The sequence below is a fragment of the Thioalkalivibrio sp. ALE12 genome, assembly GCF_000381105.1.
Classification (GTDB): Bacteria; Pseudomonadota; Gammaproteobacteria; order Ectothiorhodospirales; family Ectothiorhodospiraceae; genus Thioalkalivibrio.
The window spans coordinates 536,571-558,827 of the sequence record NZ_KB905905.1 but is presented as its reverse complement, the minus strand read 5'-3'; the positions used below and the strand labels follow the sequence as shown (position 1 = coordinate 558,827).

20 protein-coding genes, 2 tRNA genes and 1 riboswitch are annotated in these 22,257 nt (G+C 67.7%); of the genes, 13 read left to right on the top strand and 9 right to left on the bottom strand.

From position 1 onward, the window contains the following. Positions 1 to 5 precede the first annotated feature (5 nt). Positions 6 to 1,136 (bottom strand): porin, encoded by a 1,131-nt coding sequence (locus F614_RS0102555; protein WP_026329787.1) that lies wholly within the window; start codon positions 1,134 to 1,136, stop codon positions 6 to 8. Positions 1,137 to 1,246: 110 nt separating this feature from the next. After that, a riboswitch (cobalamin riboswitch) is annotated at positions 1,247 to 1,469 on the bottom strand. Positions 1,470 to 1,661: 192 nt separating this feature from the next. Here F614_RS0102555 and F614_RS0102550 point away from each other — a divergent pair. Continuing rightward, positions 1,662 to 2,666 carry a cytochrome-c peroxidase gene (locus F614_RS0102550; RefSeq protein WP_019558194.1) on the top strand — a complete coding sequence of 335 codons (1,005 nt, stop codon included), beginning with the start codon at positions 1,662 to 1,664 and terminating at the stop codon, positions 2,664 to 2,666. 75 nt (positions 2,667 to 2,741) lie between these two features. Here F614_RS0102550 and F614_RS0102545 read toward each other — a convergent pair whose 3' ends face one another. Then, entirely contained in the window at positions 2,742 to 3,185 is a 444-nt protein-coding gene (locus F614_RS0102545) for a DUF4399 domain-containing protein (RefSeq protein WP_026280890.1), read from the bottom strand. A 138-nt stretch (positions 3,186 to 3,323) separates the two neighbouring features. Between F614_RS0102545 and gltX the strand changes: the two genes are divergently transcribed. The 4 genes from gltX to F614_RS0102530 all read left to right on the top strand — a co-directional run bounded on the left by gltX (position 3,324) and on the right by F614_RS0102530 (position 5,193). Continuing rightward, a complete protein-coding gene (gene gltX / locus F614_RS0102540; RefSeq protein ID WP_018878900.1) occupies positions 3,324 to 4,730 on the top strand; it encodes a glutamate--tRNA ligase in 1,407 nt (468 codons plus the stop codon). A 42-nt stretch (positions 4,731 to 4,772) separates the two neighbouring features. Beyond that, a tRNA-Ala gene (locus F614_RS0102535) sits at positions 4,773 to 4,848 on the top strand. A 24-nt stretch (positions 4,849 to 4,872) separates the two neighbouring features. Then, entirely contained in the window at positions 4,873 to 5,097 is a 225-nt protein-coding gene (locus tag F614_RS14220; protein WP_026279239.1) for a hypothetical protein, read from the top strand. 20 nt (positions 5,098 to 5,117) lie between these two features. Beyond that, positions 5,118 to 5,193 (top strand) — tRNA-Glu (locus F614_RS0102530). A gap of 114 nt (positions 5,194 to 5,307) precedes the next feature. Here F614_RS0102530 and F614_RS0102525 read toward each other — a convergent pair. The 6 genes from F614_RS0102525 to F614_RS0102500 all read right to left on the bottom strand — a co-directional run bounded on the left by F614_RS0102525 (position 5,308) and on the right by F614_RS0102500 (position 14,192). After that, positions 5,308 to 9,123 carry an AAA family ATPase gene (locus F614_RS0102525; RefSeq protein ID WP_019558193.1) on the bottom strand — a complete coding sequence of 1,272 codons (3,816 nt, stop codon included), beginning with the start codon at positions 9,121 to 9,123 and terminating at the stop codon, positions 5,308 to 5,310. A 159-nt stretch (positions 9,124 to 9,282) separates the two neighbouring features. Next, positions 9,283 to 9,774, bottom strand: a complete 492-nt coding sequence (locus tag F614_RS0102520) for a hypothetical protein (RefSeq protein ID WP_018866837.1) — start codon at positions 9,772 to 9,774, stop codon at positions 9,283 to 9,285. A gap of 132 nt (positions 9,775 to 9,906) precedes the next feature. After that, complete coding sequence (locus F614_RS0102515; RefSeq protein WP_019558192.1) at positions 9,907 to 10,170, bottom strand: hypothetical protein; 264 nt, start codon at positions 10,168 to 10,170, stop codon at positions 9,907 to 9,909. 18 nt (positions 10,171 to 10,188) lie between these two features. Next, positions 10,189 to 11,595 (bottom strand): deoxyribodipyrimidine photo-lyase, encoded by a 1,407-nt coding sequence (locus tag F614_RS0102510; protein ID WP_019558191.1) that lies wholly within the window; start codon positions 11,593 to 11,595, stop codon positions 10,189 to 10,191. After that, positions 11,595 to 13,157 (bottom strand): cryptochrome/photolyase family protein, encoded by a 1,563-nt coding sequence (locus F614_RS0102505; protein WP_019558190.1) that lies wholly within the window; start codon positions 13,155 to 13,157, stop codon positions 11,595 to 11,597. The genes F614_RS0102510 and F614_RS0102505 overlap by 1 nt, the downstream gene beginning before the upstream one ends. Before the next feature lie 24 nt (positions 13,158 to 13,181). Continuing rightward, a complete protein-coding gene (locus F614_RS0102500) occupies positions 13,182 to 14,192 on the bottom strand; it encodes a MerR family transcriptional regulator (RefSeq protein WP_019558189.1) in 1,011 nt (336 codons plus the stop codon). A 113-nt stretch (positions 14,193 to 14,305) separates the two neighbouring features. Between F614_RS0102500 and F614_RS0102495 the strand changes: the two genes are divergently transcribed. Further along, complete coding sequence (locus tag F614_RS0102495; protein ID WP_019558188.1) at positions 14,306 to 16,216, top strand: thioredoxin domain-containing protein; 1,911 nt, start codon at positions 14,306 to 14,308, stop codon at positions 16,214 to 16,216. Positions 16,217 to 16,434: 218 nt separating this feature from the next. Here the strand turns inward: F614_RS0102495 and F614_RS0102490 are convergent, their stop codons facing one another. Next, the gene (locus F614_RS0102490) at positions 16,435 to 17,247 is read right to left on the bottom strand and encodes an inositol monophosphatase family protein (protein WP_018866831.1); all 813 of its coding nucleotides are present in this window, start codon (positions 17,245 to 17,247) and stop codon (positions 16,435 to 16,437) included. A 148-nt stretch (positions 17,248 to 17,395) separates the two neighbouring features. Here F614_RS0102490 and F614_RS0102485 point away from each other — a divergent pair, with 148 nt between their 5' ends. The 7 genes from F614_RS0102485 to hscB all read left to right on the top strand — a co-directional run bounded on the left by F614_RS0102485 (position 17,396) and on the right by hscB (position 22,252). Further along, positions 17,396 to 18,139, top strand: a complete 744-nt coding sequence (locus F614_RS0102485) for an RNA methyltransferase (RefSeq protein ID WP_019558187.1) — start codon at positions 17,396 to 17,398, stop codon at positions 18,137 to 18,139. A gap of 56 nt (positions 18,140 to 18,195) precedes the next feature. After that, positions 18,196 to 19,023 (top strand): serine O-acetyltransferase, encoded by an 828-nt coding sequence (cysE, locus tag F614_RS0102480; RefSeq protein WP_196799349.1) that lies wholly within the window; start codon positions 18,196 to 18,198, stop codon positions 19,021 to 19,023. Between the two features lie 58 nt (positions 19,024 to 19,081). Continuing rightward, positions 19,082 to 19,594 (top strand): Rrf2 family transcriptional regulator, encoded by a 513-nt coding sequence (locus F614_RS0102475; protein WP_018866828.1) that lies wholly within the window; start codon positions 19,082 to 19,084, stop codon positions 19,592 to 19,594. A 6-nt stretch (positions 19,595 to 19,600) separates the two neighbouring features. Next, positions 19,601 to 20,824 (top strand): IscS subfamily cysteine desulfurase, encoded by a 1,224-nt coding sequence (locus tag F614_RS0102470; protein ID WP_018866827.1) that lies wholly within the window; start codon positions 19,601 to 19,603, stop codon positions 20,822 to 20,824. A gap of 54 nt (positions 20,825 to 20,878) precedes the next feature. Then, positions 20,879 to 21,289 carry a Fe-S cluster assembly scaffold IscU gene (gene iscU / locus F614_RS0102465; RefSeq protein WP_018866826.1) on the top strand — a complete coding sequence of 137 codons (411 nt, stop codon included), beginning with the start codon at positions 20,879 to 20,881 and terminating at the stop codon, positions 21,287 to 21,289. A 7-nt stretch (positions 21,290 to 21,296) separates the two neighbouring features. Next, on the top strand, positions 21,297 to 21,620 hold the full coding sequence (iscA, locus tag F614_RS0102460; RefSeq protein WP_017942410.1) for an iron-sulfur cluster assembly protein IscA: 324 nt from the start codon (positions 21,297 to 21,299) through the stop codon (positions 21,618 to 21,620). A 104-nt stretch (positions 21,621 to 21,724) separates the two neighbouring features. Then, positions 21,725 to 22,252 (top strand): Fe-S protein assembly co-chaperone HscB, encoded by a 528-nt coding sequence (hscB, locus tag F614_RS0102455; RefSeq protein WP_018866825.1) that lies wholly within the window; start codon positions 21,725 to 21,727, stop codon positions 22,250 to 22,252. Positions 22,253 to 22,257 lie beyond the last annotated feature (5 nt).

Here is a 22,257-nt window from a genome sequence, read left to right as displayed (position 1 = left end):
CAGTGTCAGAAGCGGAATTGGTGCTGCAAGTGCAGCTCCCAGTCCGAAGTGCCGGCGTCGCGGTCCAGCCACATCAATTGGGTTTTTTGTCGCTGGCCGCGGTGGTACCAGTTGAGGCCGGCGCCCCGCTCGCGCTGCCAGCGCTCGTCGGTGCCGAGGTCGTCGCCGGCGTCGTGGCGCAGCACAGCGTGGCGCGCGGCAACCTCTAGCCCCTCCCAGGGCAGTGCCTGAGCCAGCTCGAGTTCGGCGCCCAAGTCGTGGTATGCGGGGCCGTGATCGGGCGATACGTCGCGGCGGAAGGCGGCGAATGAAATGGCGGTGCGGGCAAACTTGACGACGCTGTCGGCCGTTGCGGTGACCCAGTCGGCGCGTTGCTGATTTACCTGGTTCTCCCGCCCGCGAGTCCAGTCGCGCAGGTGATTGCGGTTCGCCGCCTGCAGGCCGACGCCGTGGGCCACTGTATGCTCGACCGGCTTGCCGACGGTCGTGTTGTCGCGTGGAAGGGTGCCTACCGGTGCCCAGGCCCCCCGAGCGCTGAACAGGTGGCCGGAGGTGGACGGTCGGTCATCCCGCTGGTCAAGGCGGCCGCGACCATCAAACACGCCGATGGCCCAGGCCCGGTCGTCGCCGTCGCCCCCCAGTAGGGTGACGCCGGTATCGCGTCCAGCCGGGACCTCGAACTGATTCCCCGCGATGCTCAATTCGGTGAACAGCCGGTTGGGGCCACCGATGTCCCGCGGCAGGCCGAAGGGCACGGTGAACTGGCCGGCGCGCAGGTCGAGGGACTCGGTCAGTGCGTATTGGAGCCAGACATCGCGCATCGAGAGCTCGCCGCTGCTGAAGTCGGGCTGCAGGCGAAAACTAAGATCGGGGTGGAAGAGGGTGCCCGTCGTGTCCAGCCAGGCACGGCGAAAGTCGAATTCGGTGGTGGTTCCCTCGTCGACCCGCTCGATGGCGTAGCGGCCCTGGATGAGCGGGTCCAGGGTGATGGCGAAGCCGTCGGCTTCGCTGCCGAACTCGAACTGTGCCTGGAGGGGGGAAGCCCCGCCACTGGCGATCAACAGGCCGAGAAGGGTCGGGGCCGGAGCCAGGAGTGGCGGCCGGCCGGGTCGTCGGGTCGGTTTGTTCAAGGTCATTCTCCCTGGGACGCACACCCCGTGCGCCGTGGATGGAACGACGCTGGGTGGGCCAGGGGAGGTCGGGGACTATAGACACAGCAAGCCCGACCCGACCGCTTGCCCGCCGCAGCGTCAGGTTTCCTCCTGGCCGGTCTCCGGACTCGTGAAGCGGGCGGGGGTGCCCGGGCGGATCGCCTTCCCACACCGAATTGCGGCGCAGTGGTTGTTGATCCGTTGTCTTCACCTACCGTTGCGGGGGCAGTGCCGGCATTGCGAACGGCAGTTCGCGCACCGGCTTCCCGATTATCCCCGGCGATGGAACGCCAGGGCACCTGGAGGCGGGGCGAAGGGTACTGGGGTGCAAACAGGCTGGCAAGAAGAGCGTTTGATGAGCGACCAACCGCAGTGATTGATCTGGATCAACGGGAGCGCTGATTTCGCTGGTCGATCGAATACCGGGTCGATAGGGTGGGATTCAGGTGATTTGGACCGAGTCTATATCGGTCTTCGCCGACACCGATCCAATTTCAGGGAGACTTTGCCATGATCCGAGGTTCTTATCTTCGCAGCGCCATCTTTTCGGCCTGCACCGCCCTGGCGCTGGGCGTGGCCGCGCCCGCCGTGGCGGATACTGATTACTCGCAGTATCGCGATGTGTTCGAGCCGCTGCCGGCGCTGCCGCCGATCCCGGCGGACAACTCGATGACCAAGGAGAAGATCGAGCTGGGCAAGATGCTGTTCTTCGAGCCGCGCATCTCCAGCTCCGGCGTGATCTCCTGCGCGACCTGCCACAACCCGGCGCTGGGCTGGGCGGACCGCATCCCGCGCGCGGTAGGCCATGACGGCCAGGTTGGCGAGCGCAATACCCCGACCGTGCTGAATTCCGGCTTCTTCACCGCGCAGTTCTGGGATGGCCGAGAGGACGACCTGGAGGGGCAGGCCCTGGGCCCGATCCAGGACGCGATCGAGATGGCGATGCCGCTGGAGGATGCGATCGCCCGCCTGGAGGAGTTCAATGAGTACCAGGAGAAATTCGAGGCCGCCTATCCCGACTATGACGGCGACAACGTGATCAATACCGACCACGTGGCCAAGGCGCTGGCGACGTTCCAGCGTACGCTGAACACCCCGAACTCGCCGCTGGATCGCTGGCTGGCCGGGGATGAGGGCGCGATGAGCGAGCAGCAGATGCGCGGGATGAAACTGTTCGCCGACAACGGCTGCGTGGCCTGTCACCGTGGGCCGGCGCTGACCGACAGCAACTTCCACCGTATCCAGGTGCCGGGTTCGGAGGACGAGGGCCGCTACCTGGTCACGGGTGAGGAGAGCGACCGGTTTGCGTTCAAGACCCCGACCCTGCGCAACGTGGCCCTGACCTACCCCTACATGAACAACGGGGAGACCGCCACGCTGGAAGAGGCGATCCGCATCATGGGCGAGGAAATGCTGGGGCAGGACTTCAGCGATGACGAGGTCGCGGATATCGAGGCCTTCATGCACGCGCTGACCGGCGACATGCCGCAGTTCGAGATTCCTGCGCTGCCGTAACCGGCCGCATCGGAATCGAATGCGCCAGCCCCCCTCCGGAAACGGAGGGGGGCTTTTTGATGGTGTGGTACAGATCTATTCCACGGTAATCGTGATCTTCTCGGAGACAACGGGCGGGTCGAAGCTGATGTGACGGTAGTCCATGAACAGCAGTTGCAGGGCGTATTCGCCGGGTTCCAGTTCCAGCTCGCCCTCGGTCTGCCCGCCGCCGAAATGGCGCTTGTGGTCGGAGAAGGGCAGCGAGGCGTCCAGGTCCACCTCGTCGAGCGGCTTGTTCACCAGCAGGTGGTGGTGGCCGGTGTTGTCCATCTCCACACCGGCCGGGGCGACACCCATGCCGCGCAGGCCCATCTGGACCCGCACCGGGCTTTCGAGCGTTTCGCCATCCTGCGGGCTGATGAAATAGACCTTCGCGCCATCCGGCGGCGCGATGCGGTCGCTGCCCATGGCACTTCCGGCCAGCGCGAGGCCTCCCGTCAGCACGAGCAGTGTGGAGAGCCGAGTAAGAGCGGTATTCATGGGTACTCCTTGGGCCCGGGTTCGGCCGGTCTGTGTACTCATTTCGAGTATAGTCGGCGGTCCGCGCGGCAGTGCAGTGGCGTTCTGCTACCCTATGCGCCTTCGTTTTCCACCTCCCGATCGAGACGAGTAGCCCGCATGAGTTTTCGCACCCGTTTTGCCCCCAGTCCGACCGGCTATCTGCATATCGGCGGTGCCCGCACCGCGCTGTTCTCCTGGCTGTACGCCCGCCACCATGGTGGCGAGTTCGTACTGCGGATCGAGGACACCGATCTGGAGCGCAGCACCGCGGAGTCGGTGAACGCGATCCTCGAGGGCATGAACTGGCTGGGGCTGACCTACGATCACGGGCCGTTCTACCAGACGGAACGCTTCGACCGGTACAAGGAGGTGATCGACCAGCTGATGGCTGCAGGCCACGCCTATCGCTGCTACTGCACGAAGGAAGAGCTGGATGCGATGCGCGAGGAGCAGAAGGCGCGCAAGGAAAAGCCGCGCTACGACGGTCGCTGCCGTGCGCGCACCGAGCCGCGCGAGGGCGTGGAGCCGGTCATCCGCTTTCGCACGCCGGACGAGGGCGTGACCGTCGTCGATGACATGGTGCGTGGCAAGGTCGCGTTCCAGAACAGCGAGCTGGACGACCTGATCATCGCCCGCTCCGACGGCTCGCCGACCTACAACCTGACGGTGGTGGTCGACGACATGGACATGGGGATCACCCATGTGGTCCGTGGCGATGACCACCTGAACAATACCCCGCGCCAGATCAACATCCTGAAAGCGCTGGGCGTGGAACCGCCGCGCTACGGCCACCTGCCGATGATCATGGGCCCGGACGGTGCCAAGCTGTCCAAGCGCCACGGGGCGGTCTCGGTGATGCAGTACCGCGACGAGGGCTACCTGCCGGAGGCGCTGCTGAACTACCTGGTGCGCCTGGGCTGGGCCCACGGCGACCAGGAGATCTTCTCGGTGGACGAACTGGTGCGTCTGTTCGATATCGAGGACGTCAACCAGTCCGCCTCGGCGATCAACCCCGACAAGCTCCTGTGGCTCAACCAGCACTACATCAAGTCGCTGGACCCGGATCATGTGGCGCTGGAGTTCGGCTGGCACCTGGGCCAGCTGGGCATCGATCCGGCCAATGGTCCGGCGATGCGCGATGTGGTGATCGCCCAGCGCGAACGCGCGCGCACGCTGCGCGAGATGGCCGAGAACAGCGTGTACTTCTATCGCGAGTTCGAGGACTACGACGAGAAGGCCGCGCGCAAGCAGCTGACCGCCGAGGCAAAGCCCGTGCTGCAGACCCTGCACGACGGGTTCAGCGCACTGGGCGCCTGGGAAAAGGAGCCGCTGCACGAGGTGGTGGTGCATACCGGCGAGCGCCTGGAGTTGAAGCTCGGCAAGGTCGCACAGCCGCTGCGCGTGGCCCTCACCGGGGGTACGGTCTCCCCGCCTATCGATGATACGCTGGTGCTCATCGGGCGCGAGCGCGCCCTGGCCCGCATCGACCGCGCGCTGGCGAAAATTTCCGCCGAAGCGGGTTGACACATTTCGGGGTGCTGGCTACAGTACGCGCTCGCCTGACACGGGGCCATAGCTCAGCTGGGAGAGCGCCTGCATGGCATGCAGGAGGTCGGCGGTTCGATCCCGCCTGGCTCCACCACTCAGGTGATTTGCGAGTTCATCAATGCATCGTTTCGGGGTCATATCACTCTACGTTGGATTGGTGCTGGCAGTAGTCGGATTGATCGGCGGATTCGGGCTGATGCTCACCGGGGAACAGACCTGGTCCAAGCCCCTCATCGCGCTGGTACCGATCGGGTTTTTGCTGGTATTCAACGGTCTGGTGACGACGCTTCTGCATCGGCCACCGGGTAGCGAAGAAGACCGGCCCAAAGGCCCACCGGAATAGCAACAAGACGTTGCCTCTACGTCCCCATCGTCTAGAGGCCTAGGACACCGCCCTTTCACGGCGGCGACCGGGGTTCGAATCCCCGTGGGGACGCCATATCCCGAGAAGGCCCGAACCGGAAGGTTCGGGCCTTTTCTTTTTTGGGTGGTGGCAGCACCACCGCCGCGGCCCCGGTTGTGGGCTGTCCCGTTCGCTGGAGCGTGTACGGCCTCAGGCGAGGCGGGGGTCGCGCTGGCGGGGTTCGTCCGGGTGCGGGCGGGGAATGATGCAGTGGTTGATGCGCAGGAGTTCGCGCTCGGCCCAGGACTGCACCTGGGGGTCCGTGGCGTAGCGCGCATGATCCAGTAGGGCCTGGCGCTCGATATTGGGGTTGCCCTGTTCGTGGGCGATACGGCGGGCGCGCTCGAGTTCGTGCCAGCCTTCTTCGTCGCGTCCCTGGCTCTGGTCGAGCAGGGCCACGGCGCGCAGGCGCCGGATCGGCGCTTCGAACGCGAGGTCGCCCCGCTTGCGGCAGCCGGCCAGGGCGACGTCGGCGACGCTCAGGCGCTGGTCCGCCGCGGTGCCGCTGGCCTGCAGGGCGTCCAGCAGGATGTACTGGAAGATGGTGTTGACCCCGTCCATGATGTGACGCATGGCCTCCACCTGCTGCTCGATGGTCTGACAGGCGTCGGCTTGTCCCTGGCGGGCGAGGGCCCAGCTCTCGAGGGTGATGCCGGCGGCGCGCCACAGCGGGTAGTCGTAATCGCGCGCGATGGCGAGCGTTCGGCGTGCCGCCGGCAGGGTGGAGTCCGGATCCCCGCTGTAGAAGCCGAGCACGGCGCGGAAGGCCTGCACGAAGGCCTCGGTGGGCCGATGGCCGAGTGCGTCCGCCTGCTCGCAGGCGGTGTCCATCTCGGCCCAGGCGCGCGCGTGGTTCCCCAGGTGGAGCAGCGTCCAGGCCATGAAGCCGCGCGCGCTGATGGCCGGGTTCTCGGTGTGCCGGGCTACCAGGGCGGCGTGGTCTTCCTCGCGATAGAGCTCCACCGCCCGGGTCTGATGTTCCAGGGCCTCGGCGAAGCGACCGGTCCAGAAGTGGGTGTTGCCCTGTACGTAATGGGCGGCGATCCGCAGCAGGCGGTCGCCGGATCGCTCGGCGAGCTGTTCCATCTCCCCGGCGAGACGGTGGGCCTCGGTGAAGCCATGCCAGGAGCCGGCGCCGTGCCACAAACCCCACAGCACGCGGAAGTACTGCACCGGATCCTGCTCCGGCGCGGTCAGGTGCATGGCCCGTTCGAAGATGTCATTGACCGTGCGCGAACCGTAGCCCAGCAGGGCCAGATTGGACGCGCCGAGCCCGCCGAGGGCCCGCAGCGTGTTGTGTTCCAAATCCGTCGGGTCATGTTCCTTGTGAGCTGCCGGATGGCGCTCCAGGCAGGCCAGGGCATCCTCGAAGTAGTGCGAGGCCTCGGGCAGGAGGCCTCGCGCGAACGCCGCCTCGCCGGCATGCAGGCAGGCGCTGACCGCCTCGGGGTAGCGAGCGGCATGGTAGAGGTGGCTGGCGATGCGGCCCCAGTCCGCGGTCTGCATGCCGTTCTCGCCGTCTTCCTGCATCAGGTCGGCCAGCTGGCCGTGCAGGCGCGTGCGTTCGCTCAGCAGCATCGACTCGTAGGCCGCCTGGCGGAACAGGGCGTGGCGGAAGCGATAGCGCACGCCGTCCACCATGCCGGCGGGTTCGATGAATCCCTTTCCGGTCAGCCGGGTCAGCTGCCGTCGGATGGTGTCGGCGGGTTGACCACGCAGTCGGCTGAGGATGCGGGTATCGAAGTCGCGGCCGATGACCGCGGCCGAGTGGGCCAGTTCCCGGGCGCTGCCCAGCTGTTCCAGGCGTGCGACCAGCAGGTTGGAGAGACCGGGTGGCAGGGTGTCCGGGAGCTGACCGCTGCGGGCAGCCTCCAGGGCATACCGCGTAAGTTCCTCGAGGAACAGCGGCACGCCTTCGCCGCGTTCGACCAGCTGGTCGCGCACGCCGCTGGCCAGGCGGCCGTGGGGGTCCAGGCGATCGACCAGGTCGCGGGCGGCGGCATCGTCCAGGCCGTGCAGTCGGATGTGCTGCAGTGAGAGATCGCGCCAGGAGGAGCGGAAGCTCATGCGCGCGGTCAGGATGGCCATCACCGGCTGGTGCTGCAGGCGCTGGTACAGCCGGCGCAGGAACTCCGCCGTGCCCGAGTCCATCCAGTGGAGATCGTCGCAGATCAGGAGGGTCGGACCGTGGGCGGCGCGCCGCTGCACCAGTTCGACCAGGGTGTCGATGATGCGGTCGCGGTCCAGCCCTTCGTGGGCGAGGCTTTCGGGGCCGTCGGCGTCCGGATGGGTGAGCCAGTGGGCCAGGCGTGGCGCAAGCTCCGGGGCGACCCCGGCATGCTTGAGGGCGCCGGCGAGTCGGCGCTTTCGGGCATCGCGCAGGGTGTCGTGTCCCATCCAGGTGGCGAAGGCCTGGCGTACCGGGGCCAGGAGCTGGCGGGCGCGGTCCTCGCGGCACTTGAGCAGGTAGCGTGAGCGGGCCTGGCCGCGGACCTGGAGATCGAGCCCGCGGGCCAGGCGGCTCTTGCCCAGACCGGCCTCGCCCTGAACCAGCACGAAGCGGACCTCGTCGCGGTCGAGCACCTGATCCCAGTGGCTACGCAGTGCCTGCAGTTCCGGGTTGCGGCCGGTCAGCGGCGTCAGGCCACGCAGGGTCTGGGCATCCACGCGGTCCAGCGGACCGGGATCGCCGGTGACGCGGTAGGCGCCCGTGCCGTCCTCCGCCTCGCGGAAGCTGAAGTAGCCGGACACGCGGGCATGGGTGGGTGCGCTGACGCGCAGGGTGCCGGGGTCGGCGCGCTGGGCGCACTCGTGTACGCGGGCGGTGAGCTGGCCGGCGGGGTCGGGCAGATCCGGGTCGGCGCCGGTGACGATCAGGTCGGTATCCACGGCGAGGCGCAGCTGGCAGTCACCGGGGGCGCTCTCCAGCGCCTGCCAGGCGGCATGCACGGCGTCGACCGTCGCCTCTTCGCGTCCGGCGGGATAGCCGAAATAGGCGAGCAGGCCATGGCCGGGCGAGGGCACGACATGGCCGTGGTGGCTCAACAGGACGAAGTCGACATGCTCCAGCGTGCGGTTGACCTGTTGCTGCTGGATCTCGATGTCGGCGTCGGCATCGGGCTGTACATGGCAGGCCACGACCGTGACCCGACGGCGTTCGGGGCGCAGGGTGGCGGGCTCGGCATCCTCGGGGCTGGCGTGCTGATGGCTGGCCTCGGCGCGTTCGGCGCCCAGGATTTCCTCGCGCGTGCGCGCCAGCAGTTCGCCCGGGGGCTTGCCGGCCTCGGCCTCCAGGTGGGCATAGTGCTCGAGCGCGCGCTTGGGGTGGCCGCTGGCCGCCAGGGCCTTCATCAGGAGGTGGTGCAGGGTCTCGTCGTGGGGCTCCATGGCCAGCAGGCGGTGGAGCTCGGCCAGCAGGGGTTCGCCCTCGTTGGGCTTGGCGAGTTCGGGGAGATTGTGGCCGATGAAGACCAGAAGATTCTGCCAGTGATGGTCGCGCTGGGACTGGGCCCAGGCGGATAGTTCCGGCAGGTCCTGCAGGGCGCGCAGGCCCTCGAGGAAGTGTCCGCGGTACTCGCACACAATGGCCAGGTCCGGCGGGGGTGCCGTGGTCTCCCGCCCCTCGGTCGTGCGGCGCTCGGAGCGCGCACGCTGCAGGGTGAGGAAGTCGATGCGCGAGTCCGCTTGCGGCTGGAAGCGCACATAGCGGGGCGTCGTGTCGAGCAGGGGCGGGTCGCCGGCGGGTAGCTGGCGACGCAGCTGGAACAGGCCCTGGCGCAGGTTGACCCGGGCGCTGTCGGCGTCCAGGTCGGGCCAGAACAGGCGGGCCAGTTCCTCGCGCGGGATACGCCGCGGGCTCTCGGCCGCCACATAGGTGAGGAGCAGGCCGAGTTTCGTCCCGGAGAGAGCGGGTATGTCACGGTCCTCCACGCGCACGCCGACGGTGCCGAAGGTCGTGATTTCCATATGCGCCAAGCAGGTCTCCCGTCTTCTTCGTCAGCGGCCGTTTGTGGCCTTCCGCGATCCGGTCAGGGCGTTCGTGTACCGGGCCGCCGCCGCATTTGCGGTGCAGGGGCGGGCCCCATCTCCGTCCGGGTTGATTGTACCGGCATTCCGCGGCCGGGGTCAGTCAATGCGGATGGTTGCATAGCCCTGGTTTTCGTAGCCCATGATCGAGAGGAACGTGTTGCCGACCAGGTGAATCCCGGGCAGCAGGTCGTCCTGTTCGAGGTCGAAGCGCCGCGTGGCAATGCTGCAGGCCTCCATGTGGATGCCGTCCAGTTCCAGCAGGCCCTCCAGCCGTTCGTGGATATGGCGCACGGCGGAGACGTCCTCGATATCGAGGTGGTCGGTGGAGCGGGCGATCAGCCCCGCCGCGCCGCCCCGGAAGGCAAACACCATCTCCGGCTCCAGGCCCTGGCGCTGCATGTCGTCGTAGGTCTCGCGGATCACGCTCAGGCGGGCGATCAGCCGGTCGGGTTCGCCGATGGTGATGTCCCAGAGGATGCGCCCGGTGTCCATGCCGGCAATGGCACGCTGATCGCCGGGTTTGTCGGCGAGTGCCAGGCCGGGGAGCAGCAGGGCACCAAGCAGGAAAGATGCAAGTAAGCGGTGCATGGCAGTCGTCCCTTTTGGCGGAGGTCCTGTTACGAGAGTAGCAGTCCCGCGCGCGCTGCGTGCAGCGATGTCGGGTCGACGCCGGGGGAACAACGGCCGCGCCCGGAGTCGGGCGCGGCCGTCGGCAGTGGTTCAGTGCCCGTGGTGGCCGTTGTGCAGAAATTCCACCGCTTCGAGGGTCTGGACCTGGATCTCGCGCACCGAGATGAAGCGCGAGGCGCCCGGGCTGACGACCTCCTCGGTGACGCGGATACGGTAGGGAGCCTCGTGGTTCAGCAGCTGGCCGATGAAGCGCTTGCCCTCGTGGGTGACGCGTACCGGGGTGGTGTCGTCGTAGCGGCTGAAGTTGTAGCTCACGTCCTTGGGGTACTGCAGGTTCTGTTCGGAGAAGCTCATGGTAGGGGCCTGTTTCGATCAGTGGTCTTTGATGGCCTGGAAGGCCTCGAGTGCGGCCTGGCGGCTGGCTTTCAGGTCCACGATGGGGGCCGGATAGCCGCGTGCGCCGCTGGCGCCGGGCGCGTGAATATACCGCGTTTCGACGTCCTTGAGTACGGGGACGAAGCGGCGCACGAAGGCGCCGTCGGGGTCGTGGCGTTCGCCCTGGGTTTGCGGGTTGAACACGCGAAAGTAGGGCGCGGCATCGGCGCCGCAGCCTCCGGCCCACTGCCAGCCCAGGGTGTTGGCGGCGAGGTCGGCATCCACGAGGGTGTCCCAGAACCAGTGCGCGCCGTGTTGCCAGTGCAGGCGCAGGTTCTTGGTCAGGAAGGAGCCGACCACCATGCGCAGGCGGTTGTGCATCCAGCCGGTCTCCCACAACTGGCGCATGGCGGCATCGACGATCGGGAGCCCGGTGCGGCCCTGCTGCCAGGCGCGCAGGTCCGCCGCGTCCTCGCGCCAGGGGAAGGCCTCGAAGCGCGGGTTCAGCGGCCGTTCCGGGGTGTGGGGGAAGTGATAGAGCACGTGATGGGCGAAGTCGCGCCAGCCGAGCTCGCGCACGAAGGCCTCGGGTCCTCCGTGGTCCGGATGCAGGCCGGTCTGGCGCAGGGCGCGCAGGATCTGGCGCGGGGAGAGCTCGCCGAAGTGCAGATGCGGTGACAGGCGCGAGGTACCGTCATGGTCCGGGCGGTCGCGTTCGCTGGCGTAGGCGTGCAGCGCGCCGTCGAGGAATTGCGTCAGCCGCTGGTGGGCCGCGTCCTCCCCGGGCGTCCAGGCGGCGCGCAGGCCCCCGGCCCAGTCGATCTCGGGCAGGAGTCCGAGGTCTTCCGGGCGCAGGCTGGCGGGCCAGGCATCGGGGGGCGGCAGGTCGTTGGGCGCGGGCAGCGGGTCGCGATCAATGCCGCGGTGCAGGCAGGCCTTCCAGAATGGGGTGAAGACCTTGTAGGGCCGGCCCTGGCCGGTTTCGACCTCCCAGGGCTCGACCAGCAGGTGGGCATTGAAGCTGTGGACTTCGAGGCCATCGGCGCGCAGGCCGGCCTTGATCTCCGGGTCGCGCAGGACCCGGGCGGGGTCGTACAGGCGGTTCCAGTAGACGGCAGTGGCACCGGTCTCGCGTACCAGGGTCCGCACGTTGTCAAGGGCGGGGCCGGCGCGCAGGATCAGGCGCGAACCGTTCTTGCAAAGGTCCTGGTCCAGGGCCTGCAGGCTGTGGTGCAGCCACCAGCGGGATGCGGCCCCCGGTTGCCAGGGCGCCTCGTCCTCCGGGGCATGGATGAACACCGGGATGACCGGCCCGCCGCGCTCGCTGGCGGCGTGCAGGGCAGGCTGGTCGGCCAGGCGCAGGTCGCGGCGCAGCCAGACGAGGGTGGGGCCGGGGCGCGGCATCAGATACGGTCTCCCTGCGCGAGTGTGTTGCGGATGTGGCGGGCCTGGTCGCGGATGGCCTCGAGGCGTTCGGGGTCCATCTTCTCGAGGTGCTTCCACTGCAGCGCGGTGCGCGGGTGGCGGGCGAAGCGCTCGCGGTGACGGTCGAGGAAGTCCCAGTAGAGCGTGGTGAACGGACAGGCCTTCGCGCCGAGGGCTTCGGCCGGGTCGAACGGGCAGTGCCGGCAGTAGTTGCTCATGCGCTGAATGTAGCGGCCGGTGGCGACGTACGGCTTGGAGGCCATGCGGCCGCCGTCGGCATACTGCGACATGCCCACCACGTTGGGGAGTTCCACCCACTCCACGGCGTCGACGTAGATACCCAGATACCAGGCGTGGATCTCGGCCGGGCGCACGCCCAGGAGCTGGGCGAACAGCCCGGTGACCATCAGTCGCTGGATATGGTGCGCATAACCGCGTTTCAGGGTCTGGCCCACGGCCTGGTGCAGGCACTGCATGGAGGTTTCGGCATCCCAGTAGAGGGCCGGCAGCGGCTGCTCCGCCTCCAGGGCGTTCCATTCGTGCCAGGCCTCGCCAAAGTGGAAGTACAGCCCGCGCACGTATTCGCGCCAGCCGAGGATCTGCCGGATGAACCCCTCGACCGCGGGGAGCGGCGCATGGCCGTCGCGCCAGGCCTGTTCCGCCGCGTCGATCACCGAGCGCGGATGGATCAGGTGCAGGTTCAGCGCGGCCGACAGGCGGGCGTGATAGAGCCACGGCTGGTCGGTCCACATCGCGTCCTGATAGGTGCCGAACAGGGGCAGGCGGTGCTGGATGAAGTCGGCCAGGGCCTGTTGTGCCTGTTCCGGGGTGACCGGCCAGTCGAACGCATCCGTCTGGCCCGCCAGTTCCGGCAGATACCGGGCGACGGCATCCCGGCATTCGCGCGTGATCGTGTCGGGTTCGAAGGCGACGGGGGGCGGCAGCAGGCCGGGCCCGTCCCGGCCGAAATGTCCGCGGTTGTCGGCGTCAAAGTTCCACTGTCCACCGGCGGGTTCGTCGCCATTCATCAGGATGCCCAGGGCGGCTCGCTGCTGGCGGTAGAAGTACTCCATGCGCAGCTGCTTGCGCGTCCCGGCCCATTGCTCGAAGGTCGTCTGCGATACCAGGAAGCAGGGATCCTCGCGGACCTCCATTGGCACGCCCCGGGTGCGGCAGGTGGCCTCAAGCTGACGGCATACACGATGTTCCCCCGGCTGGAGGACGATCACCCGGGTCGGCTGGAGCCGTTCCAGGTCGGTGTCCAAGGCCTCGCCCAGGGTTGGCTCGGGGTGCTCCCCGAGATGGCGATAGTGAACGCTCAGGCCTGCCTTGCGGAGCTGCCGGGCGAAGTGGCGCATCGCCGACAGAAACAGGGTGGTGCGGGCCGCATGCGAGAGGACGTGGCGGGATTCGTGGGCCACCTCGGCCATCCACACGGCATCCCGGTCGGGGTCCAGCTCCTGCAGAACCGGGTGGTCGGGGGCGAGCTGGTCGCCGAGCACAACCAGGAGGGTGCGCACGGATGCGGCGGAGGTGGCCACTGAGCCGGGAGGCGCGCGCGGCGGCTACTGGGGCAGGTGCCGGGAGAGTCGTGCGGCGGCCTCCAGCGGCGGTCCGGGCAGAACCTCCACCGTGCGGCCGTGCTTGACCTTGGAAAGCTCCAGCGCGGCCGAGCCGGCAAGGTAGCAGGGCGGTCCGGCTTGGTTGAGGATGGCCTCCACCCGGGGCAGTTCGGGGCTGCGCATCAACTGCGAGGAACCATGGATGATCAGCGCCGGGGCACGCAGACGGCGCATCAGCGTCTCCAGACCCTCGGGGCTGGTGGCGTCGAACAGGGGCAGGGTCTTCAGGCCGTGGCGGGCGCAGGCAAGCTGCAGCAGCATACCACCGACTTGCTGGTGGCCGCCGCCGAGCACCAAGCAGGGGTAGGACGGGTCGTCGCAGGCGCGCGTGGCCGAGCGCAGCTGGTCCGCGAATGCCGCCGTGGCCCAGGCGGCGAACACCGCCAGGCGGACCTCGCCCTCGGCATTGTGTCGGGATTCCTCGCGCAGGCGGCGGTACACCTCGAGGAAGGCGCTTTCGTGCACGCCATTCCAGCCGTGGCGCATGACCAGCCGGGCGTAGACGCGATCCAGCTCCCCTGCATCCAGATCCGTGACCGAGTCGTACAGTGCCTCGGCAACCGGGTCCATGGTGTGGGGTGCAATCCCGGGGCCGGGGCTGTCGCGATGACGGGGCGTTGTGGTGGTGTCCGGGGCGTCTTCGGTCGCGTCCGGATCCGGGCGGGGAGTGGCGGCTGTGGGTTCGTCGTCCAGAACCCGGTGGACCTGGGAGACCGGGATGCCCTGGTCCAGCAGTTCCATGATTCGCTTGATGCGGGCGATATCGCCGGGGCTGTAGAGCCGGTGGCCCTTGGGCGTGCGCATGGGACGAATGAGCCCGTAGCGACGCTCCCAGGCGCGCAGCGTCACGTCGTTGATGCCCGTTTCCGCACACACGTGGCGGATCGGGTACAGGCCTTCTTCGTCTTGAAGTTCGATGTGCGTTGCGCTCGCCATGGAGAAATTGTACGACATTTATACAGCGCATGTACAAGTGCCGGATCCCGGATGCGATCCGCGGAGACCATTGGGCTGCAGGGATGAACCTTTCCGGTCTTCGCGTCCCAAAGGGTAGCAACCTTTTCTAGATGCTGCTGGAGGGTCACATGTTTGCAACGCCGGAAAATCGCCGGGTCGGTCTGGTCGTTTCGCTGCTGGTCGCAGCCCTCGCGATGCCCGGTGCGGCGCAGGCCAACCCCGAGATGGCCGACAGCATCTCGCCCTACCTCCGGCTGCACACGGACGACCCCGTCCAGTGGCGGGCCTGGGATCCGGCCCTGCTGGAACAGGCCAGGGAGGAGCGGCGGCCGCTGCTGATCTCCAGCGGTTACTACTCCTGCTTCTACTGCCACGTCATGCAGGAAGAGAGCTTCCAGGACGAGGGCATTGCCGAGCGGCTGAACGAGAATTTCATCCCGGTGAAGGTCGATCGCGAGGTCGACGGGGCGCTGGACAGCTACCTGCTGGAGTTTCAGCGCGCCACTGCCGGGAGCGCGGGCTGGCCGCTCAACGTGGTGGTTACGCCCCAGGGGCATGCCCTGACCGGCGTGGTCTATGCCCCGCGCGATCAGTTCGCCGAGTTCCTCGACGGCATTACCGAACGCCTGGAGGCGGACTACGACCGGCTGGTCGATCTGGCGCGGCGCGGCAGTGACGAGCTGACCCAGCAACTGCGTGCGGGCGAGGAGCCCTTGTCGGAAAGCCGCGCCGGCCGCCTGCCGCAGGTGTTGTGGAGTCGCCTGGAGCGCGAGTCCGACGACCTGCAGGGCGGGTTCGGCAGCTCCACCAAGTTCCCGCATTCGCCGTATCTGCACGCGATGCTGGAGGCCGAACAGGCGGGCACCGCGCCTCCCTGGGTCGGCGAGTTCCTGGAAATCACGCTCGACGAGATGGCGCACTCCGGTCTGCGTGACGTGCTGGGGGGCGGGTTCTTCCGCTATTCCGAGTCGCCGGACTGGAACGAGCCCCATTTCGAGGTGATGCTGGAGGATCAGGCCCAGCTCGCGCTTTTGTATCTACGGGCCGGTGAGCATTTCGGTCGCGAAGACTGGATCGAGCTGGGGCTGGAGAACCTCGACTTCGTCAAGCGCGACATGGCCCTGCGCGAGGACGAGACCGGCGAGCAGGCGGATACCGCCGAGGGTGGTTTCCGCGGGTTCGCCTCCAGCCTGTCGGCGGTCGACGAGGAAGGGCATGAGGGGGGTGCCTACCTGTGGCCCGAGGCGGATCTGGAGTCCGCGCTGGCGGACCATGACTACCCGGACCTGGTGCGCGCGTGGTTCGGCATGGAGGGCAGTTCCGTGTTCGATCTCGGCTACCTGCCCCGGCGCGGCGCGGGGGTCGAGGCCCTGGTGGAGCGCTTTGACCTGGACGAGGCGGAGGTTCGCGAGCAGGTGAACGCCGGGCGCGAGATGCTGATCCGGGCGCGCGAGGCGCGCGGCCTGCCGCGGGACGAGAAGGTCCTGACCGGGGCGCATGGCCTGCTGCTCTCCGCCCTTGCGGAGGGGGCGCAGCATGACGAGCGCTTCCGCGAGGCGGGTGCGGCGGTGCACGGCTGGCTGCTGGAGGTCGCTTCCGATCCGGACCAATTGCCCACGCTGATGGGGCTGCCCGCGGATCAGGCCGGGACGGCCACGCTGAATGATTACGCCTTTGTCGCGCGCGGCCTGCGGGACTGGAAGGCCGCCACGGGCGAGGGTGAGCAGGGGCCGGCGCTGGCACTGCTGGAGGCGGCCTGGGAACGCTTCCGCGATGACGACGGCTTCCGCTCGGAGCCGGAGCCGCCGCTGCCGGGGATGATCTCGCAGCGCTTCCATCCGGCGGTGCACCGGCCGTCGCCGACGACCCTGATCTTCCGTCTCAGCGCGGAGTGGCGTGATGCCAGCGAGGCGGTGGATGCGGCGTTCGCGGAATACGACCTGCGCCCGGGGCGCGCCATCGAGTCCGACCCGCACCACCACGCCCGCCTGATCCTCTGGCTGCAGCAGCGCGATCGCTGAAGGGCTGTATTACCACAGAGCGCACAGAGGACACGGAGAAGGTCAAGGGCGGTTAACAGGAAGAAGGGAAGGCTGGAAGGAACGATTTCTGGTGGCGATTTGCCCGTTTCCGGGGTCATTCATCCAAACTAAATTCCTTCCGATCTTCTAACCTTCCTGTTAGTCGCATCTGACCTTCTTCGTGCCTTCGTGTGCTTCGTGGTGACCCAACAGGCCCTTCAGGCGTCGGAGCGGGCGGAGGCTTCCTTTTCGGCCTTGTGCAGGCGCTGGAGCATCGCCTTGAGGACCTTGGGGTTGCCGGCGACGACGTCGCCGCGGCGCATCACGTCCGGGTTGCCCTGCCAGTCGCTGACCACGCCGCCGGCTTCCTGCACCAGCAGCAGGCCCGCGGCCATGTCCCAGGGCTGGAGGCCCATCTCCCAGAAGCCGTCGAAGCGCCCGCAGGCGACCCAGGCCAGATCCAGCGCGGCCGAGCCCGGGCGGCGCACGCCGGCCGTGCCCGGGATCAGGTGGCGCAGGCTGCTGAGGTAGCGCTCCAGGTCCTGGCCCTCGCGAAACGGGATGCCGGTACCCAGAAGCGCGCCGTTGAGGTCCTTGCGCTCGGAGACCCGGATGCGGCGGCTGTTGAGGAAGGCACCGGCACCTCGGGTGGCGGTAAAGAGCTCTTCCTTCAGCGGGTCGTAGACCACCGCCTGTTCCAGCCGTCCCTTGTGCTTCAGCGCGATGGAGATGCCGTACTGCGGGATCTCGCGCAGGTAGTTGGTGGTGCCGTCCAGCGGGTCGATGATCCAGACGAAATCGGCATCGGCACCGCTTTGCTCGCCGCCTTCCTCGGCCATGATCGCGTGATCGGGGTAGGCGCGGCGCAGGGTCTGCACGATCGCCTGTTCCGCCGAGAGGTCGACGTCCGAAACCCAGTCGTTGCGGGCCTTCTCGCGGGTATTCATGCGATCCGGCCGGCCCCAGGCGCGGGTGGTGATGCGTCCGGCCTCGCGGGCCGCCGATACCGCCGTGTTCAGCATGGGGTGCATGGGGGTCTCCTGGTGTTCTGCGGGGTGTCCGGCGGGCGCCTGTGGCGCGCCGCGGGAAGGCCGCGAACAATACACAAGCGGCTCTTTCTTGGGAAGTCGTGACCGTGCGCGTGTACAATCCCGCACCGTTCAATACAGGGCCCCGGGAATGGAAGAACGCCTCGGTCGGGTGCGGGTCGTGCTGGTGGGCACGACGCACCCGGGCAACATCGGTTCCGCCGCACGTGCGATGAAGGCCATGGGGGTGACCGACCTCGTGCTGGTGGCGCCGGAGCGGTTCCCGCATGCCGACGCGACGGCGCTGGCCTCGGGCGCGGACGATCTGCTGGCGGGTGCGCGCGTGGTCGAGGATCTCGCCGCCGCGATCCGCGACTGTGTCTGGGTGGTGGGGACCAGCGCCCGTCTGCGCACCCACTCGGTGCCGGTCCTGGGCCCCGATGTCGCGGCCGGGCAGGCGCTGGGAAACGCCCCCGAGGGGCCGGTGGCCCTGGTCTTTGGCCGCGAGCACAGCGGTCTGACCAACGCCGAACTCGATCATTGCAATGCCTTTGTGCAGATACCCACCGTCCCCGATTTCAGCTCCCTGAATCTGGCCGGCAGCGTTCAGGTGATGACCTACGCGCTGCGCATGGCGGCGCTGAATGGCGAAGCACCCGCCGTGTCCGGAGCCGAGCCGACCGGGGTGGAGCGGGACCCGCCCGCGACCCAGGCGGAGATGGAGGGGCTGTTCCGGCATTTCGAGCAGGCCCTGACCACCATCGATGTGCTCGATCCGGACAACCCGCGCCACCTGATGCGGCGCCTGCGCCACCTGTATCTGCGGGCCGGCCTGAGCGCCAGCGAGGTGCGCATGCTGCGCGGTATATTGACGCACACGGAAAGGGGCCGCTGAGGGCGCGCGCGGGGCGCGTGATACCTTAGTGCAAGACTCAGGAATGAGGCCGGCCGATGTTTGACAGGATGCGCGAGGACATTCGCTGCGTGTTTGACCGCGACCCGGCGGCACGCAACGCCTTCGAGGTGCTGACCGCGTACCCCGGGCTGCATGCCCTGTGGTATCACCGCCTCGCGCACTGGCTGTGGACGCATCGCCTGCGCTGGCTGGGCCGGGTGGTCGGCAACTTCAGCCGCTGGCTCACCGGCATCGAGATCCATCCCGGTGCGACCATTGGCCGGCGCTTCTTCATCGACCACGGCATGGGCGTGGTGATCGGCGAGACCGCCGAGGTGGGCGACGACTGCACGATCTATCACCAGGTCACCCTGGGCGGCACGACCTGGGAGGGGGGCAAGCGCCACCCGACGCTCGGCAACGAGGTGGTCATCGGGGCGGGTGCCAAGCTGTTGGGCCCGATCCACGTTGGCGACCATGCGCGCATCGGCTCCAACGCGGTGGTCCTGAAGGACGTGCCGGCCGATGCGACCGCGGTCGGCATCCCGGCCCGGGTCATCGGGCCACGGCCCGAGCCCGATCCACGATTCCAGCAGATGGCCGACCGCATGGGCTTCGATGCCTACGGCCTGTCGCGCGACATGCCCGACCCGGTGGCCAACGCGATCCACCGTATCGTGCAGCGGGTGCACGACCTGGACGAACGCATGGAGCGGGCCTGCCAGGCGCTCAAGCGCGCCGGGATCGACCCGGGCGAGGCCCTGGGCGAAGACGATTCCGGCCCGCTGGAGGCCTGCGATCTGGAGGGCCTGGAGCCGGACGAATGCGAGGTCCCGGGAGCTGCCACGAGCGAACAAGAACGTAAACAGCAGGGGAATACTTGATCGTTTTTGTCAGGTATTGCTAAGCTTGCCGGCAAATGACCGACAAGTGCACTCAACCATGAAACTGACGACCAAAGGCCGCTACGCCGTGACCGCCATGCTGGATGTGGCGATGCACACCCGCAACGGGCCGGTATCCCTGGCCGAGGTGGCGCGCCGGCAGAAGCTCTCATTGTCCTATCTGGAGCAGCTCTTTTCCAGGCTGCGCCGCAAGGGGCTGGTGAACAGCAGCCGCGGTCCGGGCGGAGGCTATGCCCTGAGCCGGGATCCGGAGGGCATCAGCGTCGCCGATATCGTGGTGGCGGTGGACGAGCCGGTGGACGTGACCCGCTGCGGTGGCAAGGCCAATTGCAATTCCGATTCGCGCTGCCTGACGCACGACCTGTGGACCGATCTGAGCCAGCAGGTCTACGACTTTCTCAGTACCCGCTCGCTGGCGGATGTGCTGCAGCGCCACCGCGAACAAATGGAAAAAGACGGTGTGCAGGAGGTCGTGATGCACGGCGCCTCCCTGCAGGCCTCGACCGACAAAAGCCATGCGGCCGCCGAGGCGGCCGCGGAGAGGAGCTAACGCCCCATGAGTGACCTGAAACTGCCGATCTATCTCGACTATTCCTCCACCACGCCGGTCGACGAGCGCGTGGCGGAAAAGATGGCGGGCTGCCTGACCAAGGACGGGCTGTTCGGGAACCCGGCCTCGCGCAGCCACAGTTTTGGCTGGAACGCGGAGAAGGCGGTCGAGAACGCCCGGGGCCAGGTGGCCCAGCTGGTGGGCGCCGATCCGAAGGAGATCATCTGGACCTCCGGTGCGACCGAGGCCGACAACCTGGCGATCAAGGGCGCGGCGCACTTCTACCAGCGCAAGGGCAAGCACATCATCACGGTGAAGACCGAGCACAAGGCTGTGCTGGACACCACGCGCCAGCTCGAGCGCGAAGGCTTCGAGGTCACCTACCTGGGCGTGAAGGAAAACGGCCTGGTCGACATGCAGGAGCTGGAAGACGCGATGCGTGACGACACCATCGTGGTCTCGGTGATGCACGTGAACAACGAGATCGGAGTCATCCAGGACATCGAGGCGATCGGCAACCTGTGCCGCGAGCGCGGGATCGTGTTCCATGTGGACGCCGCGCAGTCCACCGGCAAGGTCGCCATCGATCTGTCGAAGCTGCCGGTAGACCTGATGAGCTTCTCCGCGCACAAGACCTACGGTCCGAAGGGCATCGGTGCGCTGTTCGTGCGGCGCAAGCCGCGGGTGCGTATCGAGGCCCAGATGCACGGCGGTGGCCACGAGCGCGGCATGCGCTCCGGCACGCTGGCGCCGCACCAGATCGTCGGCATGGGCGAGGCGTTCGCGATCGCCGGTGCCGAGATGGGTCCCGAGCTGGAGCGCGTGCGCATGCTGCGCGACCGCCTCTGGGCCGGTCTCGACGGCATGGAAGAGGTCTACCTGAACGGTGACCAGGAACAGCGTGTCGCGCACAACCTGAACGTGTCGTTCAACTTCGTGGAGGGCGAGAGCCTGATCATGGCGCTGCGCGACATCGCGGTGTCCTCCGGCTCGGCCTGCACCTCGGCCAGCCTGGAGCCGTCCTACGTGCTGCGCGCACTGGGCCGCGACGACGAGCTGGCACACAGCTCGATCCGCTTCTCCATCGGTCGCTACACCACCGTGGAGGAGATCGACCATACGGTCGAGATCGTGCGCGCCGCGGTCGCCAAGCTGCGCGAGCTCTCCCCGCTGTGGGAGATGTACCAGGACGGCATCGATCTGAGCACCGTCGAGTGGGCGGCCCACTAGGGGCCCGCTCGACACCACTAACGCAACGCGTACACACGCAACAGGAGAACGGTCATGGCGTACAGTGACAAGGTTCTGGACCACTATGAAAATCCGCGCAACGTCGGCAGCTTCGACAAGAACGACGACACGGTCGGCACCGGCATGGTCGGCGCCCCGGCCTGCGGCGACGTGATGAAGCTGCAGATCAAGGTCAACGACGAGGGCATCATCGAGGACGCCAAGTTCAAGACCTACGGCTGCGGCTCGGCGATCGCCTCCAGCTCGCTGCTCACCGAATGGGTGCGTGGCAAGACCCTGGAAGAGGCGAGCCAGATCAAGAACACCCAGATCGCCGAAGAGCTGGCCCTGCCGCCGGTGAAGATCCACTGCTCCGTGCTGGCCGAGGACGCCATCAAGGCGGCGGTGTCGAACTACCAGGAGCGCCACGGCCAGGCCGCGGAAGCCGAGAAGAAATCTGCCTGAGGGCTCTATGGCGATTACAGTGACCGAACCCGCGGCCGAACGCATCCACAACTTCCTCGAGAAGCGGGGTAAGGGTGTGGGCGTTCGGCTGGGCGTCAGGACGACCGGCTGCTCCGGCATGGCCTACGTGGTGGAGTTCGCCGACGATATCGAGGAGACCGACACGGTCTTCGAGGATCGTGGCGTCAAGATGGTCGTGAACCCGAAGTCCCTCGTGTACCTGGACGGCACCGAGCTGGACTTCGGCAAGGAAGGCCTGAACGAGGGGTTCAAGTTCAACAACCCGAACGAGAAGGCCCGGTGCGGCTGCGGTGAAAGCTTCAGCATCTGACTGAGCCTCGCACGCGGGGTGGTGCATGGCGGTTGCCCGGGGATACGTCCCCGGTGGCTGTCGTACCACCCCTTTTCTTTTGCAAGCCCGTCGCAAGGGACGCAATGAACGACCCATTCGAGCAGTTTGACCTGCCGGTGGCCTTCGAGGTCGACCGGCAACAGCTGGACGAGCGCTTTCGTCGCCTGCAGGCGGAACTGCACCCGGACCGCTTCGTGCGCCAGGGTGACCAGGCGCGCCGCATGGCGGCGGCGGTGGCGGCCGACGTGAACGAGGCCTACGCGATCCTGGGCGACGACTACCGCCGGGCGGTGCACCTGCTGGAGCGGACCGGGGTGGCCTTTGACCCCGAACGCGATACCAGTCAGGACATCGAGTTCATCCAGGCGCAGATCGAATGGCGTGAACGCCTGGAGGAGACCGCGGCGAGCGGGGATGCGGCCGGACTGGAAGCGGTCGCGACCGAGCTGGCGCAGGCCCGCGCCGAGGCGCGGGCGAAGGTCGCGGATGCCCTGAAAGACCCGGAAGCACCCGCGCCGGATGCCAAGGACCGGGTGCTGGAGCTGCGCTTCTTCGATCGCCTGCTGGAAGAAACGAAACGAACCCGACAGAACCTGGCGCGCGGCAAGTAGCACCC